General features: G+C 71.6%; 16 protein-coding genes. 8 read left to right on the top strand and 8 right to left on the bottom strand.

Translation table 11 applies throughout. The annotated features are described in order from the left end of the window. Positions 1–9: 9 nt before the first annotated feature. Both RAMLITH_RS00230 and RAMLITH_RS00235 read right to left on the bottom strand, forming a co-directional pair. Positions 10–1,479, bottom strand: coding sequence for a M81 family metallopeptidase (locus RAMLITH_RS00230; RefSeq protein WP_168105346.1), 1,470 nt, complete (start codon positions 1,477–1,479; stop codon positions 10–12). 25 nt (positions 1,480–1,504) lie between these two features. Beyond that, complete coding sequence (locus tag RAMLITH_RS00235; protein ID WP_168105347.1) at positions 1,505–2,647, bottom strand: NAD(P)/FAD-dependent oxidoreductase; 1,143 nt, start codon at positions 2,645–2,647, stop codon at positions 1,505–1,507. Positions 2,648–2,905: 258 nt separating this feature from the next. Here RAMLITH_RS00235 and RAMLITH_RS00240 point away from each other — a divergent pair, with 258 nt between their 5' ends. After that, positions 2,906–3,559 carry a helix-turn-helix domain-containing protein gene (locus RAMLITH_RS00240; RefSeq protein WP_168106372.1) on the top strand — a complete coding sequence of 218 codons (654 nt, stop codon included), beginning with the start codon at positions 2,906–2,908 and terminating at the stop codon, positions 3,557–3,559. A gap of 47 nt (positions 3,560–3,606) precedes the next feature. After that, complete coding sequence (locus RAMLITH_RS00245) at positions 3,607–4,605, top strand: aldo/keto reductase (RefSeq protein ID WP_168105348.1); 999 nt, start codon at positions 3,607–3,609, stop codon at positions 4,603–4,605. Positions 4,606–4,617: 12 nt separating this feature from the next. Here the strand turns inward: RAMLITH_RS00245 and RAMLITH_RS00250 are convergent, their stop codons facing one another. The 3 genes from RAMLITH_RS00250 to RAMLITH_RS00260 form a co-directional block, all read right to left on the bottom strand. Then, a complete protein-coding gene (locus RAMLITH_RS00250) occupies positions 4,618–5,517 on the bottom strand; it encodes a dienelactone hydrolase family protein (protein WP_168105349.1) in 900 nt (299 codons plus the stop codon). Positions 5,518–5,597: 80 nt separating this feature from the next. Beyond that, the gene (locus tag RAMLITH_RS00255) at positions 5,598–6,842 is read right to left on the bottom strand and encodes an MFS transporter (protein ID WP_238343965.1); all 1,245 of its coding nucleotides are present in this window, start codon (positions 6,840–6,842) and stop codon (positions 5,598–5,600) included. A 9-nt stretch (positions 6,843–6,851) separates the two neighbouring features. Further along, positions 6,852–7,850, bottom strand: coding sequence for an LLM class flavin-dependent oxidoreductase (locus RAMLITH_RS00260; RefSeq protein WP_168105350.1), 999 nt, complete (start codon positions 7,848–7,850; stop codon positions 6,852–6,854). A 62-nt stretch (positions 7,851–7,912) separates the two neighbouring features. On the opposite strand from RAMLITH_RS00260, the gene RAMLITH_RS00265 reads away from it, so the two are divergent. Beyond that, positions 7,913–9,148, top strand: a complete 1,236-nt coding sequence (locus RAMLITH_RS00265; RefSeq protein WP_168105351.1) for an MFS transporter — start codon at positions 7,913–7,915, stop codon at positions 9,146–9,148. Here RAMLITH_RS00265 and RAMLITH_RS00270 read toward each other — a convergent pair. Next, positions 9,117–9,404: a DUF4389 domain-containing protein gene (locus RAMLITH_RS00270; RefSeq protein WP_168105352.1), complete on the bottom strand. Its 288-nt coding sequence runs from the start codon at positions 9,402–9,404 to the stop codon at positions 9,117–9,119. The two genes, RAMLITH_RS00265 and RAMLITH_RS00270, sit on opposite strands and share 32 nt — an antisense overlap. Positions 9,405–9,421: 17 nt before the next feature. Beyond that, complete coding sequence (locus RAMLITH_RS00275) at positions 9,422–9,862, bottom strand: universal stress protein (protein ID WP_168105353.1); 441 nt, start codon at positions 9,860–9,862, stop codon at positions 9,422–9,424. A gap of 163 nt (positions 9,863–10,025) precedes the next feature. Here RAMLITH_RS00275 and RAMLITH_RS00280 point away from each other — a divergent pair, with 163 nt between their 5' ends. The 3 genes from RAMLITH_RS00280 (at position 10,026) to RAMLITH_RS25585 (ending at position 12,541) form a co-directional block, all read left to right on the top strand. Continuing rightward, entirely contained in the window at positions 10,026–10,577 is a 552-nt protein-coding gene (locus tag RAMLITH_RS00280) for a hemerythrin domain-containing protein (protein WP_168105354.1), read from the top strand. A gap of 102 nt (positions 10,578–10,679) precedes the next feature. Continuing rightward, the gene (locus tag RAMLITH_RS00285; protein WP_168105355.1) at positions 10,680–11,753 is read left to right on the top strand and encodes a L,D-transpeptidase family protein; all 1,074 of its coding nucleotides are present in this window, start codon (positions 10,680–10,682) and stop codon (positions 11,751–11,753) included. Then, entirely contained in the window at positions 11,750–12,541 is a 792-nt protein-coding gene (locus tag RAMLITH_RS25585) for a M23 family metallopeptidase (RefSeq protein WP_238343966.1), read from the top strand. The genes RAMLITH_RS00285 and RAMLITH_RS25585 overlap by 4 nt, the downstream gene beginning before the upstream one ends. On the opposite strand, the gene RAMLITH_RS00295 is transcribed toward RAMLITH_RS25585, so the two are convergent. After that, positions 12,498–13,757, bottom strand: coding sequence for a YbfB/YjiJ family MFS transporter (locus tag RAMLITH_RS00295; RefSeq protein ID WP_168105356.1), 1,260 nt, complete (start codon positions 13,755–13,757; stop codon positions 12,498–12,500). The genes RAMLITH_RS25585 and RAMLITH_RS00295 overlap by 44 nt on opposite strands. Before the next feature lie 112 nt (positions 13,758–13,869). On the opposite strand from RAMLITH_RS00295, the gene RAMLITH_RS00300 reads away from it, so the two are divergent. Next, positions 13,870–14,481, top strand: coding sequence for an FHA domain-containing protein (locus RAMLITH_RS00300; protein ID WP_168105357.1), 612 nt, complete (start codon positions 13,870–13,872; stop codon positions 14,479–14,481). An 80-nt stretch (positions 14,482–14,561) separates the two neighbouring features. Then, entirely contained in the window at positions 14,562–14,861 is a 300-nt protein-coding gene (locus RAMLITH_RS00305) for a hypothetical protein (protein ID WP_337786079.1), read from the top strand. Positions 14,862–14,871: the final 10 nt, after the last annotated feature.

Raw genomic sequence — 14,871 nt, forward strand, 5'->3', positions numbered from 1 at the left:
GGATTCGGTTCAGGCGATGACGGGTGTGGGCACGACCGGGTCGAGCGGCCACTTCGGGCGCCGCACCTTGCGGTAAGGCAGCGTGGTCAGGTCGAGCGTCACGGCCCCGGGCGCCCCGGCATAGATCACGTGCTTCGCGACCTTCGAGAAGGAGGCGTAGAAGTGCTGCGACGACTTCACCACGATCATCTTCTTGGCGGCGAGGTCGACGCCCAGCTGGGTGAAGAGGTCGGTGCCCATCGCCTGGTTGCGCAAGGTGATGAGCACGATCTCGACGCCGTTGGCCTCGACCAGCGCGCAGTCGCCGAGCGGCATGGCGGTGCCCGCCAGGCCCGTCATCACCATGTCGCGGCGCAGCGCCCTGACGGTGCATTCGAGATCGAGCGGATCGCCCGACAGCGGGCTGATCTTGCCGCCGATGCGCAGCGGCAGTTTCGCGCCTTCGCCGGCCTCGAACGCGATGCGGACCGCGATCGGGTCCCACATCGGGCCTACGGCCACGCTGGTGATGCCCCGCTCGACGATGCGCCGCGTGATGAAGGTGGCGTCGCTCGCGGCGCCGCCGCCCGGATTGTCGGCGCCGTCGCTGATCACGACGGGACCGCCGGGGAACGCCAGCGCTTCGTCCAGTGTCTCGTCGATGGACGGGAAGCGTACGTTGAGGCCTTCGCGCATCGCGATCAGCTCGGTGGCGAGCTGCTTCGCCAGGGCCTGCGCCTGCCCGCGGTCGCCGTCGGTGTAGACCAGCACCTTGGTGCCCATCTCCGGCACGTCGCCCCAGGCGAACCCGTGCGCGACGGAAATGGACAGCACGCCGTCCTTGCCTTCCGGCGACTGGATCCGGTCCACGAAGCCGCGCGCCGGCTGACGCGAGGTGTGCATCGTCACGATCATCTGGCAGTCGGCGACGGCGGCGACCGGCTGCACCTTGCCTTGCACCTTGGCGGCGCACAGGTCCACCAGTTCCAGCGCGCGCTCGAGCACGTCGGTGTGCGGGTATTCCTTGAAGGCGATCAGCACGTCGGCGTGCCGCAGCATCTCCGGCGTCAGGTGGCTGTGCGGGTCGAGTTCGCCGCCGACGACCACCTTCGGGCCGACGATCTCGCGCACCCGCGCCAGCAGGTCGCCTTCGCAGTCGTCATAGCCGTCGGCGACCATCGCGCCGTGCAGGCCCAGCACCACCATGTCCACCGGCAGCGCCTGGCGCAGATCGGCCAGCAGTTCATCGCGCAATTGCTCGTAGGCGGCGCGGGTGGTGGTGCCGCTCGGCTGCGCACCGGCCACCATGCCCTCGACGAGGTCCCAGCCCTGCTCCTTGCCGCGCAGGCGGGCCGCCCACAGCGGCCCGGAGAAGAACGTCATCTGGTCCGGGTGCTGGCCGGCCTTGAAGTAGCCGCGGTCGCGGAACGACGCGAGGCCGGTCGGCATCGGGCCGAAGGTGTTGGTTTCGGTGGCGAGGGATCCGCTGAAGACGCGCATGGCAGGCTCGTGGTGAAGTGGGGACTCAGATCAGGCGGGCGGGCGACAGCATGGCCTCGGTGAGGCCGAAGGCCGCAATGCGCTGCGGCAAGGGCAGGCCGCGCGCGAGCGCGGCGCAGGCTTCGCCCATCGCCGGAGAAGTCTGGATGCCGTAGCCGCCTTGCGCCGCGATCCAGAAGAAACCGGGCGCCCGCGGATCGAAGCCGCCGACCAGGTCGCCGTCGGCCACGAACGAGCGCAGCCCGGCCCAGGTCCGGGTGGGACGCCGGATGGCGAGCGTCGTCATCTCCTCGATCCGGTGGATCGCTAGCGCGATGTCCAGCTCTTCGGGCTGAACATCCTGCGGGTCGACGGGGTCGGCGTTCGCGGGCGAGCCCAGCAGCATGCCCGCGTCGGGCTTGAAGTACCAGTCTTCGGTGACGCCGATCGCCATCGGCCAGTGCGTGATGTCGCAGTCTTCCGGCGGCGCGAAGATCATCGCGGAGCGGCGGCGCGGTTGCAGGCCGATCGGGGGCAGGCCGGCCAGCTTCGCCACTTCGTCGGCCCACGCGCCGGCCGCATTGACCACGACCGGGGCTTCGTAGACCTGGCCGCCGGCCTCGACCTGCCACATTCCGCCCTCGCGCCGCACGGCGCTCACCGGTGCGTCGGTTGCGACGCTCCCGCCGGCACGGCGCAAACCGCGCAGGTAGCCTTGGTGGATCGAATGCACGTCCATGTCGGAGGCGTCGGGCTCGAGCAGGCCGCCGGCGACCTTGTCGGGGCGAAAGGCGGGAATCAGGGCGCGCACTTCAGCGGCGGTGAGCCGGCGGGCGTTGCCAGCCACCGCGCTCAGCACGGCCCAGTGCTCTTCCAGCAGCGCCTCCTGGCCGGGCGCCGCCACCATCAGCGCGCCGCGTGGCGAGAGCAGGGGATAGTCGCTGAATCCGGCGGGAGGCTGCTCGAGGAAGGCCCGGCTGGCCATCGTGAGGGCACGCACCTGCGGGGTGCCGTAGCTTTCCATGAAGAGCGCGGCGGAGCGGCCCGTCGAGTGGTAGCCGGGCTGGGATTCGCGTTCCAGGACAACGACGCGGCCGTGCGGCGCCAGCCAGAACCCGGCGGATGCGCCGGCGATGCCGCCGCCGACAATGAGGAAGTCGGCCCGGCGGGCCGTGGTGAATGCCGTCATGGAGGGTCCTGGTGCCCCGGCATCGATGCCGGCGGGCCTTCAGCGCTTGCGCGAATGCGGCGCAGTGTAGCGACAAATTTGCGCATCCGCAAATTTCCTTGACGCTGCGCAGACGAAACGGTTAGTCTCGCCGCTGGAAATTTTGCGTTTCAGACAATTGTCGCAGCTCCGGCGCCGGCCCGGGACGGCGCGCGCAGCGAAGGAGAAGGCTTGGCCGCATCGACGAAGACCATCGCGCACCCGCCCACCGGCGGCACCATGCTGGACCGCGTCACGTTCGGCAAGCGGCTGCGGGCCGCGCGCAAGCACTATGGCTGGACGCTCGCGCACCTGGCCGAACTCTCCGGCATCTCCATCACGACGATCTCGCGCGCCGAGCGCGGCCAGCTGGCCCTCAGCTACGAGAAGTTCTCGGCGCTGGGGCGCGCGCTGCGCATGGACATGGGATCGATGTTCGCCGAAGCGGGCGTGCCCGCCACGCCCTTCGCCGGGCCGGTGCTCACGCGCGCGGGCAAGGGCGTCGTGTACCGCGGCGTCGCGTTCTCATACGAATTCCTTGGAACGTCGGCGCTGGGCAAGCAGATGAGCCCGATCCTGGGCACCGTGCATGCGCGCCGCGTCGAGGGTCCCGAGGATTTCGCGCGCCATCCGGGCGAAGAGTTCGTCTACGTGCTCTCCGGCAGCATCGACGTGCACTTCGAGCACGGCGAGGTGATGCAGCTGCGCCGCGGCGACTCGCTGTACTTCGACAGCCGCATTGGCCACGCGTACGTCAGCGTCAGCCGCGAACTCGCCAAGGTGATCGGGGTGATCACCAGCGAGAGCAACATGATGCGGGAGGCCCGCGAGGTCGAGGTGGGCGCGCCGGCGTCGCGGACCCGCCGCTCGAGGGCCGCTGGCGGCCGGTCGTGAGCGGGACCGCCGCCGGCGGTAAGCTCCCGGTCGTAAAGGAGACATCCATGCAATACCGCCGGCTCGGCAAGAGCAACCTGAAAGTATCCGCCCTGTGCCTGGGCACGATGATGTTCGCCGACCAGACCGACCGCGCCGAGGCGCAGGCGATCGTGGCCGACGCCCGCGAGCATGGCGTGAACTACATCGACACGGCCGACGTGTATTCGCTCGGCGCCGCCGAGACGATGGTCGGCGAGCTGCTCAAGGGGCAGCGCGAGGAATGGGTGCTGGCCACCAAGCTCGGCAATCCGATGTCCACGCGGATCAACGACCGCCACTTCTCGCGCACGTGGATGCTGCGGGCGCTCGACGCGAGCCTGCAGCGCCTGCAGACCGACCACGTCGACATCCTCTACCTGCACCGCGACGTCAACGGCATGGACCTCGAGGAGCCGCTGCGCGCGCTGCAGGCGATGCTGCAGGCCGGCAAGATCCGCTACTGGGGCGTGTCCAACTACCGCGGCTGGCGCATCGCGGAGATGATGCGCATCGCCGGCCAGATCGGGCTGCCGGCGCCCGTGGTCTGCCAGCCGTACTACAACCTGCTCAATCGCATGCCGGAGGTGGAAGTGCTGCCGGCCTGCGAGCACTACGGCATCGGCGTGACGCCGTACAGCCCGGTCGCGCGCGGCGTGCTGACCGGCAAGTACCCGCCGGGCCAGCCGCCGGCACAGGATTCGCGCGCCGGCCGCGGCGACAAGCGCATCGCCGAGACGGAGTTCCGCGAAGAGTCGCTGGTGATCGCGCAGAAGCTCCAGGCGCACGCGCAGGGCAAGGGCGTCACGCTGGCGCAGTTCGCGACCGCGTGGGTGCTGGCCCACCGCGCCGTGAGTTCGGTGATCGCCGGGCCGCGCACGCTACGGCAATGGCAGGACTACCTGCCGGCCCTGGACTGCAGCGTCACGCCCGAGGACGAGGAACTGGTGGATTCGTTCGTTCGGCCCGGACATCCCTCGACGCCGGGTTTCACCGATCCTTCCCATCCGCTGCATCCCCGTCGCTGACGGGAACGGTAATCAGCCGGCCGCCAGGTTCGCCTTGAAGAAGGCGAGCGTGCGGTCCCACGCGACCCTGGCCGCCGCCGCGTCGTAGCGCGGCGTGGTGTCGTTGTTGAAGCCGTGCTGCGTGCCGGGGTACTGGTGCATCTGGTACTTCACGCCGGCGCCCTTGAGCGCGGCCTCGTACGCCGGCCAGGCGGCATTGATGCGCTCGTCGACCGCCGCCAGGTGCACCAGCAGCGGCGCCTTCACCTTGGCGGCCTGTTCCGGCGCCGGCGAGTTGCCGTAGAAGGGCACCGCCGCATCGAGCTGCGGCAGGTCCGTCGCCAGCCGGTGCACGATGCCCCCGCCGTAGCAGAAGCCCACCGCCCCGAGCCTGCCGGCCGAATCCTGGCGCGCGTCGAGCCAGCCCGCCGCGGCGAGGAAGTCGGCGTAGGCCTTCGGCTGGTCGAGTGTGGCGAACGCCGCGCGCGCCTTGTCCTCGTCGCCGGGATAGCCGCCCAGCGGCGCCAGCGCGTCGGGCGCGAAGGCCATGAAGCCGTCGAGCGCCAGCCGCCGCGCGATGTCCTCGATGTGCGGGTTCAGCCCGCGGTTCTCGTGGATGACGAGCACGGCCGGCAGCTTCGTCGTTGCGGCGCTGGCCGGCCGCGCGAGGTAGCCCTTGGTCGTCGTGTTTCCGTTGGGTGACGGATAGCTCAACCATTCGGTCTTGATCCGGGAGTCGTCCCGCGCCACCTGCTGGCCGGCAGCGAAATTGGGGCTCAGCGCGGCGAGCAGGCCGGCCGCCGTGACGCCGGCCTTGGCGAACTTCCGCGCCTGCGAGAGGAAGCCGCGGCGGTCGAGGTCGCCATGCACGTAGGCGTCGAAGAGGATCAGCAGTTCCTGGTCGAAATCCTGGGCGGTGAGGCGAGGCGGCATCGTGGGCTCCCTGGAAAAAACGCGCAGCATACGCGCGGCGTGAATTTCCTGCCGGGCAGCGTGGAATGGCGGAGCGCCGCTCAGTGCCGCACGGTGGCGGGCTGCGGCAGCAGGCGGAAACCCAGCGCGCCGAGGACCAGCAGCACCGAAATCGCGAGCAGCACCGCGGTGTACGCGTCGGCCTGGGCGGCGCGCGCGACGCTCGCGACGACGCCGGTGAGCCACTGCACCAGCGCCACGCCCAGGAACATCGCCATTGTGAACACCGCCATGGCGCGGCCGGTCAGCGCCTCGGGATAGGCCGTGCGCACGTCGGCGTACTGCCACACGATGAATCCCGTGAGGAACCCGGTCGCCACCGCGATCGCCACGGCGGCCCAGGCGCCGGCCACCGCGAGCCAGGCAAAGAGCCCGGCAAGCACCAGGCTGAACGCCACGATGCGCCGGCGCCGCGCCCGCGGCGGCGCGTCGAAGCGGCCGAACACCGGCGGCCCCAGCAGGGAGGTGACCGACACCGCGAGCGCCACGTTCCCGCCTTGCAGCAGCGTGAAACCGTAGCGCTCGATCAGCAGCGGCCCCAGCCACAGCCCGCGCAAGGCGATGAACGAGGCATAGGTGACGGCGGCCAGCGCGACGATGCCGGCCGTGTGCGGCATCGCCAGCAGCGCAGCCGCCTCGCGCAGCGCCGGGACGACGGCCGGGCCGGCGTGGGCGCGCGGGGGCGCCGGTTCGCGCACCAGGGCGAAGATCACCAGCCATGCGAGCACGGAGCCCGCGGCGAGCACCAGAAAGCCGGTGCGCCACGAGCCGGTCTCGACGACCCAGGCGAGCGGCGTTCCGGTGACCAGCAGGCCGACGCCGCCCATGCCGAGGACCAGGCCCGAAACCGACGCGAACTGCGCCGCCGGAAAGCGGCGGGCGATGAAGACGGTGCACACCAGGAAAGCCGGGGCGCAGCCGATCCCGATCAGCGCCTGCCCGAACACGGCGAGCGCATAGGTGGGCGCGAACGCCGACAGCAGCGACCCCGCGATCGTCAGCGGAAAGGCGGCCAGCACGGTGCGGCGCACGCCGTGCAGGTCGATCCCGATCCCCATCAGCAGCTGCAGCGCGCCGAAGCTGAAATGGAACATCGCCGCGAACACGCCGAGCTGCTGCGCGGACAGTCCGAACTCCTGCTGCAGCTGGGTCGCCATCATCGCCGAGACCGTGCGATACGCCTGGCTCAGGGAAAAGCCGGTGGTGAGGGCCAGCAGCATGATCCACAGGCCGCGCACCGACGGTGCAGCGTCGCGGACCGCCGGCGCCTCCTGCGAGGGCTGCATATCCCGGCGTCAGGCGCCCGTGACGAGCGATGCGCGGACTTGCGCGGCGATCTCGTAGGAGCGCAGCCGCGCGCGATGGTCGAACATCTGGCAGGCGATCATCAGTTCGTCGGCGCCGGTGCGGTCGACGAAGGCCTGCAGCGCCGCTCGCACCGTGTCCGGGGCGCCGATGGCGGAGCAGGCCTGGACGCTGTCCAGGATGGCCCGCTCCGCCGGACCAGCCTGCTCGCGATAGCCCGGCCGCGGCGGCGGCAACCGGGCGGGCCGGCCGCTGCGCAGGTTCACGATCGCCTGCTGCGCCGAGGTCGCGAGCACCCGTGCTTCCTCGTCGCTGTCGGCGGCGAAGACGTTGAAGCCGAGCATCACGTGCGGCCGTTCCAGGTGCGGCGACGGCTTGAAGGTCTGCCGGTAGACCGCGATCGCTTCCATCATCTGCTGCGGGGCGAAATGCGACGCGAACGCATAAGGCAGGCCCAGCATCGCCGCCAGCTGCGCGCCGAACAGGCTGGAGCCCAGGATCCAGACCGGCACCTTCGTCCCGGTGCCCGGCACGGCGCGGATGCGCTGGCGCGGCTCGTCGGACAGCAGGTCCATCAGTTCCACGACGTCGCGCGGGAATTCGTCGGGATCGCTCATGAGATTGCGGCGCAGCGCACGCGCCGTCGCCTGGTCGGACCCCGGCGCGCGACCCAGCCCGAGGTCGATGCGTCCCGGATACAGCGACTCCAGCGTGCCGAACTGTTCGGCGATGACCAGTGGCGAGTGGTTGGGCAGCATGATGCCGCCGGCACCGACACGGATGGTGCGGGTGCCACCGGCCACATGGCCGATCAGCACCGACGTGGCCGCGCTGGCGATGCCCGGCATGCCGTGGTGCTCGGCCAGCCAGAAGCGGCGGTAGTCCCAGCGCTCGGCGTGCTGCGCGAGGTCGAGCGAGTTGCGGAACGACTGCGCGGCGTCGCCGTCTTCGGTGATCGGTGCGAGGTCGAGGACGGAGAGCGGAATCATGGTGGTGCAGGTTGGGGTCCCGGCGCCGCGGCAAGGCCCGCCCCCTCCGGTATGCTGGGTCGATGAGCATAGCCGTTCCGCGCCGGGTCCTGCCGGTGATCGTGCTGTCCCAGTTCGCCGGCACCTCGCTGTGGTTCGCCGTCAATGCCGTGATGCCCGACCTCGAGCGGGCCTGGCAATTGCCGGCCGGCGCCGTCGGGACCCTGACGTCCGCCGTGCAACTGGGCTTCGTTGCCGGCACGCTCGTCTTTGCCTTGCTGATGGTGGCGGACCGGTTCCGGCCGCAGCGGGTCTTCCTCGCGTGCGCGCTGGCCGGCGCGGCGCTCAACGCGCTCATGCTGGCGGTGGGCGGCGCCTTCGGACTGCTGGTGCTGCTGCGCTTCGCGGTGGGCTTCGCGCTGGCCGGCGTCTACCCCGTGGGCATGAAGATCGCGGCCAGCTGGTACCGCCAGCGGCTCGGCGCCGTGATGGGCATCCTGATCGGGGCGCTGGTGCTGGGCACGGCCTTGCCGCACGGCTTGCGCGCCCTCGCCGGAGCGGCGCCGGCCGGCGCGGCGGCGGACGGGCTCGCGCCGTGGCACCTGGTGATCGTCGGCGTGTCGCTGCTGGCCGCCACCGGCGGCCTGGCGACGGCCTGGCTGGTGCCGGACAGCCCCCAGGCCACGCGTGGCGCTCCCATCACGCCGCGTGCGCTGGCCCTCATCTGGTCCGACCGGCGCCTGCGCGCGTCGATCTTCGGCTACTTCGGGCACATGTGGGAGCTGTACGCCTTCTACGTCCTGGTGCCGCTGATCGTGGCCGGCCGCACGACCGGGCCGGCGGCCAGCGCCGTCGCCTTCTGGACCATCGCCGCGGGCGCCGCCGGCTGCGTCGCGGGCGGGCTGCTGGTGCGCCGCTTCGGCAGCGCCAGCGTCGCCAACTTCCAGCTGGGCACGAGCGCCGCCTGCTGCCTGGCCGCGCCCTTGCTGATGGCGGCTCCATGGCCGCTGTTCCTGGTCTGGCTGCTGGTATGGGGCACGACCGTGGCGGGCGACTCGCCCCAGTTTTCCACCTTGACGGCGCAGAACGCGCCACCGGCGGTCGTGGGCAGCGTGCTGACGTTCACCAACTGCATCGGCTTCGCCATTTCGGTCGTCAGCATCGAACTGTTCGTTCGCGCCGCGCAGGCCTGGCCGCTCGCGTACCTGCTGCCGGCCCTGGCGGCCGGCCCCGTGCTGGGCCTGTGGATGCTGCGCCCGCTGCTGCGCGGCCTGCCCGCGGCCGGGCCTAGCGCGGCGGCGCCGCCGGCCAGTCGCTGAAAGGGAAGGGCACGGCTTCGCTGCCGAAAGTCACGAAGTCCGCGATCTGCCCGAGATAACGCCCGATGCTGGCGCCCAGCGAGCGCAGGCGCTCGTTGGTGCCGTCGGTGGCCACCGCCAGCACCAGCTGCAGCACGGCGACGACGACCAGCACCCACACGGCGATCTGGAACGCCACGCACATCAGCAGCATCTGCAGGGCACGCAGCCAGAGGTTGCGCGGCTGTTCGCCGGGCAGGCGGTTCGCGTCGTCCATCGCCGCCGGACCTGCCGTCAGCGCACCACCAGCACCGGCACGGGCGAGTGCGCCACCACCTGCGCCGCGACGCTGCCCAGCATCAGCCGGCTGATGCCGGTGCGGCCGTGCGAGCCGACGACCACCAGGTCGGCCTGCTCCTGGCGGGCCATGTCGACGATGCCGCGCATCGCGGTGACGTCCTCCACCAGCCGCACTTCCAGCGGCACGGCCGGCTGTACCTTGTTGCACAGCTCGGAAACCCTGGCATGCGCCTGGGCAGCATGCTGCTGGGCCGCAGCCATGTACGCCTGGAAGCCCATCGGGTTGGTTTCCCCGACGCCCAGATAGGGATACGGATCGACGACGTAGAGCGCGGTGAGCCTGGCGCCGTGGCTGCGCGCGAGGTCGACGGCGAGTTCGGCGGCATGCTCGGAGGCGGCCGAGCCGTCGGTGCCGAGCAGGATGTGCTTGAACATGGTGTGCCCTTTGCTTGTGAGGAACGAGTCGATTGTGCAACTTCATCGTGGGTCGCGGATGAGCCGGGGCGGTTGACGTGCGTCAAGCGCGGGGCAGGTGCGCGCCCCTACATTGATCCGGCCACGCCTGCGCGCGTGCTTCGCCACCAACCAGCCAGCCGCCATGCACTCTGCCGCTCCCAGCCAGCACCCGGTCGACCCGCAGCCGCCGCTCGCCGGTTTCTCGCAATGCCACGTCGGCATCACGCGGCAACTCGAGGCCCTGGGAGGCTTGCCCGAGCTGGTGCACGCGGCGCAGCGGGCGCGCGAGGTCGCCGCGGCGACCGAGGCGCTGTTCCGGGATGCGGTGCTGCAGCATCACGCCGAGGAGGAGAAGGACCTCTTTGCGGCCGTGCTGCGCAGCGCGGCGCCGGGGGAGGAGCGCACGCTGGTCGAGACCATGGTGCAGCGCCTGACGGCCGAACATCGTGCCGTCGAGGCCCTGTGGCAGCGCCTGCGGCCGGCGGTGCACGTGGCGGCGCAGGGCCGTCCGGCCGAACTGGATGCCGTCCTCGTCGGGCAACTGGTGCATGGCTACCTGCAGCACGCAAGATTCGAGGAAGAGCAGTTCCTGCCCCTGGCCGCCGCCATCCTCGGGCGCGACGGCAACCACCTGGCGGCGCTGGCGCTGTCGCTGCACTTGCGGCACGTGCCGCAGCCGGTCGGCTACATCTGAAGGCCGGGCCGATCGGAACCTGCCGACCGGCAGGCGCGGCCTCTACCGACAGGGGACGTGGCGCGACGGCACTACGGTGGAGCATCAACTCGCTCCATCGCCATGCCCACGACGAATGACCGCTTCTTCCGCTCCGCCCTCTCACTTGCTGCGCTGCTGAGCCTGCCGGCGCTGCCCCTGCTGGCGCAGGGCCAATCCGCCGGCGTTCCGCCGCCGCCGCCGGCCCAGGCGTTGTCCGCGGCGCCCCAGTCCGCCCCGCCGCCGGCCGATGCCACGGCACAGATGGAGCAGCTCAACGCCGACCGTTCCACGCCCTTGCTCGGCCGCGGGGCGCGCGGCGCCGCGGTGGTGCGGGCCCAGGTGCTGCTGGATCGCGCGTGGTTTTCGCCAGGGGAGATCGACGGGCGCTTCGGCAGCAACATGGCCAAGGCCGTGGCCGCCTTCCAGCAGGCGCGCGGCCTGCCGGTCAGCGGCCGTGTCGATGCCGTGACGTGGAGCGCGCTGCAGGAGGGCCAGGCCCCGGCGTTCGCGACCTACGCACTGACCGAGCAGGACGTGGCCGGTCCGTACGCGAAGCTGCCCGACGATCCCATGGAGCAGGCGCGCCTGCCGGCGCTGGGCTACCAGTCGCTCGAGGAAGCGATGGGCGAGCGCTTTCACGCCAGCCCGAAGCTGCTGGCCGAGCTCAACCGCGGCCGCCCGCTGCAGGCCGGCGCGCTGATGGTCGTGCCCGACACCCTCAAGACGATGCCGCCCGCAGCCGCCGTCACGATGCTGCGCATCGACAAGTCCGAGCGGCTGCTGCACGTCATCGGCGAGGGCGACCGGGTGCTGGCGAGCTTTCCGGTCAGCATCGGCGGCGCCCAGGATCCGCTGCCGCTCGGCCGCCTCGCGATCACCAGCAAGGCGAAGAATCCGCAGTTCACTTACGACCCGGCCTTGCTGCGCACGGCCAAGCCGACGGACGTCAAGACGAAGTTGCAGCCGGGGCCGAACAACCCGGTGGGCCTCGTCTGGCTGGGGCTGAGCAAACCGCACTGGGGCATCCACGGAACCAGCGAACCGGGACAGATGTCTCGCGTGGAGACCAACGGCTGCGTGCGCCTGACCAACTGGGACGTGCTGCGGCTCGCGGACCTGGTCAAGCCGGGGGTGGCGGTGGAGGTGCAGGCTTGAGGCGCCGGTGGCCGGCGGCAGCCGCGGCGGCGCTCGTGCTGCTGGCAAGCGGATGCGGCCGCGAGCCGACACGCACCGTGGTGCTGAGCGGACAAGGAGGGGCCGAACAGGCTGCCCGTACCATGGGCGCGCCGGCGGCGCCGGCCCTTGCCACGGCGCCGGCTGCGCCGGCGAGTGCCTCCGCCAGCGCGCCACCGGCCGCCGCCCCGGCCGTGCCGCCCGTCGCCACCCTCGAGCCCGTGCCGGCTGCCCCCGCCGAGCCGCCGGGGTCGAGTCCGCGGGACGAACAGCCCAGCGGCCCGGCGCCAGCCACCGGCGCAGTGGCCGCGGACGCCGCTGCCTTGCTGGCGTCCCGGCCGCTGATCGTGCCGGTCGCGGGCGTCCCGCCATCGGCACTCACGGACATGTTCGACGACGCGCGCGGCGGACGGCGCCACGAGGCGATCGACATCCTCGCGCCGACCGGCACCAAGGTATTCGCGGTCGACGACGGAACGGTGGCGAAGCTGTTCACGAGCAAGCCGGGGGGCCTCACGGTGTACCAGTTCGACCCCCAGGGCCGGCTGGCCTATTACTACGCCCACCTCGACCGGTATGCGGAGGGCCTGAAGGAAGGCATGACCCTGCGGCGCGGCGACCTGGTCGGCTACGTCGGCACCAGCGGCAATGCCGGCAACACGCCGCACCTGCATTTCGCCGTGTTCCGGCTGGGGCCGGAGCGGCGCTGGTGGGAGGGCGACCCGGTCAACCCCTACCCCGCGCTGCGCCAGGCGCGGCCGGCCGGCTGACCAGCGGGTAGCGCCGCAGCAGCGCCAGGTACAACAGTGCGCCCGCCACCAGGGCGGCGGCGGCGATCGCGAGGCTGCGCTCGAACCCCTGGGCCGGCGTGGCACTGCGGGCGAGCACCGCCGCCGCCAGCAGCGGTCCGGCGATCTGCCCGGTGCCGTACAGCACCGTCAGCAGCCCCATCGCGCTGTGGGCGGTGGCGGGCCGAAGCCGCCGCACTTCCTGCATCGCGAAGAAGGTGATGGTGGTGAACGGCAGCCCCAGCAGCAGGCTGCCGACGCCGAATCCCGCTGCCGACGGCAGCCAGACGCCGACGGCGATTCCCAGCGCCTGGACCGCGTAGCAGCCGGCCAGCAGCGCGCGCATGTCGCGCGCCGCGCGCAGGCGCGTGACCAGCACGGCGCCGACGACCGCGCCGGCACCGAAGATGGGCCAGAACAGGTCCAGCCACGCCGAGCCGGGGATGGCCTCGCGTGCGATCACGGGCAGGAAGGTGGCCGTGATGATGTAGCCGAATCCGGCGAGACCGTAGGCAAGCGCCAGCAGCCACACCTCGGCCGCGCCCGCACCGGCCGAGGCAGCGCCCGTCCCGGCGGGCCGGGCCGGTGTCGCGCCCGGCCCGTCGCCGTCGGCCATGAACGCCGGCCACACCACTGCACTGAGCGCGGCACCGAGCAGGGCGAAGGCCACCCAGCCGAGGGCGGCCGACCGTTCCCATTGCACCAGCAGGCCGGCGGCCAGTCCGCTGGCCACGATGCCGGCTCCGGGGCCGGCGTAGATCAGCCCGCCGAGCGCCGGTTCGTTGCGGCGCGCGAGCTGCATCAGGCACCAGCCGGAGGTGAATACGAAGACCACCGCGCTCGCCACGCCGGCGGTGAAGCGCAGCGTGGGCCAGAGCGCCGGCAGCGGCAGTGCCATGCCGGCCGTTAGCAGGCAGGTGGCGGCCAGTCCCACGCGGACGACGGCCCCGCTGTGCCACGCCGGCCACCAGGGCGCGCGCGCCCGCAGCCACGGCCCGAGCGTGCAGAGCAGGGCGCCCAGCAGATAGCCGAGGTAGTTCGCGCTGGCCAGCCAGCTGGCCCCGGCCAGGTCCACCGTGCGCTCGGCGAGCATCATCGGCAGCAGCGGCGTGAAGGCGAACCGGCCGATGCCCATGGCGACCGCCAGCGACAGCATGCCGGCGACGGCGATGCGCAGGGCGGTGGGGGAGGCGGGCATGTATCGCAGTGCGGCGTCGGACCGGGAGTGGGGATCGTACTTGCCGCGGCGGATGAGCCCGACTAGGATGAAGTGGCTGTACGCCAGCCGCAAGAACCGCCGGGGAGGCCCCATGCCGCAGCTGATAGTGTCCGTGGAAGGCGTCGAGATCAGGCACGTGCCGCTGCGCAAGGACCGCACGACGCTCGGCCGCTTGCCGGACAACGACATCGTCTTCGAGAACATGGTGGTCAGCGGCCATCACTGCGCGTTCGACCTCAAGGGTGTCGCCGACGTTTTCGTCGAGGACCTGCACAGCACGAACGGCACCTACATCGACGGCAAGATGATCACCCGGCAGTTGCTGCACGACGGCGACGTCATCGCGATCGGCAAGTTCCGCATCCAGTACCAGGCGGCCGCCGCGCAGAACAGCGGCTTCGGCGCCACCATGTCCTGGCTCGCCGAGCCGCAGCGCTCGGCGCACGCGAGTTTCCAGGTCGTGAGCGGCTCGTCGGCGGGCCTGGAGATGCCGGTCGTCAAGGCCGTGACCACCTACGGCAGGCCGGGGGTGGCCGTAGTCGCGGTGTCGCACCGGCGCGACGGCTATTACGTGGCCTACCTCGAAGGCAGTTCGCAGCCGACGCTCAACGGCGCGCCGATCGGCGTCGACGCCGTCCAGCTCGTCGACAGCGACGTGCTCGAACTGGCCGGCACCCGGATGCTGTTCCGCCTGTCGGCATAAGCCCTGCCTTTCGCGCAGGGCGGCGCGCCCCTTGCATTCGCGGCCGGCAACCCCAGTTGCACCGCATGAATACTTCTCCCGTGTCAGTCAACAGGAACCTGGTCGTCCTCGCCCGGGTGCTGGACCGGCTGGAGCGCAGCGCACAGCCGGTCGATCCAGAGCAGTTCCGCTCGCTCGTCGGGCGGCTGGCCGCCGAACTCGAGGCCACGCCGCGCGATGCCGGGCTCGACTCGGTGCTGGAGACCTTCCCGGCGGCGGCGGAGCTCTACGAGAACCTGCACTACGCCCATGCGGGCCTGTGCCGGTCGGCGCTCGAACCGGCCCTGGCGGCCGAGCTGGCGGCGCGCGCAGCCATCGAGTCGGCCCGGCGCACGGCGTGACGGAGCGATG

This window comes from Ramlibacter lithotrophicus (assembly GCF_012184415.1).
GTDB classification, from domain to species: domain Bacteria; phylum Pseudomonadota; class Gammaproteobacteria; order Burkholderiales; family Burkholderiaceae_C; genus Ramlibacter; species Ramlibacter lithotrophicus.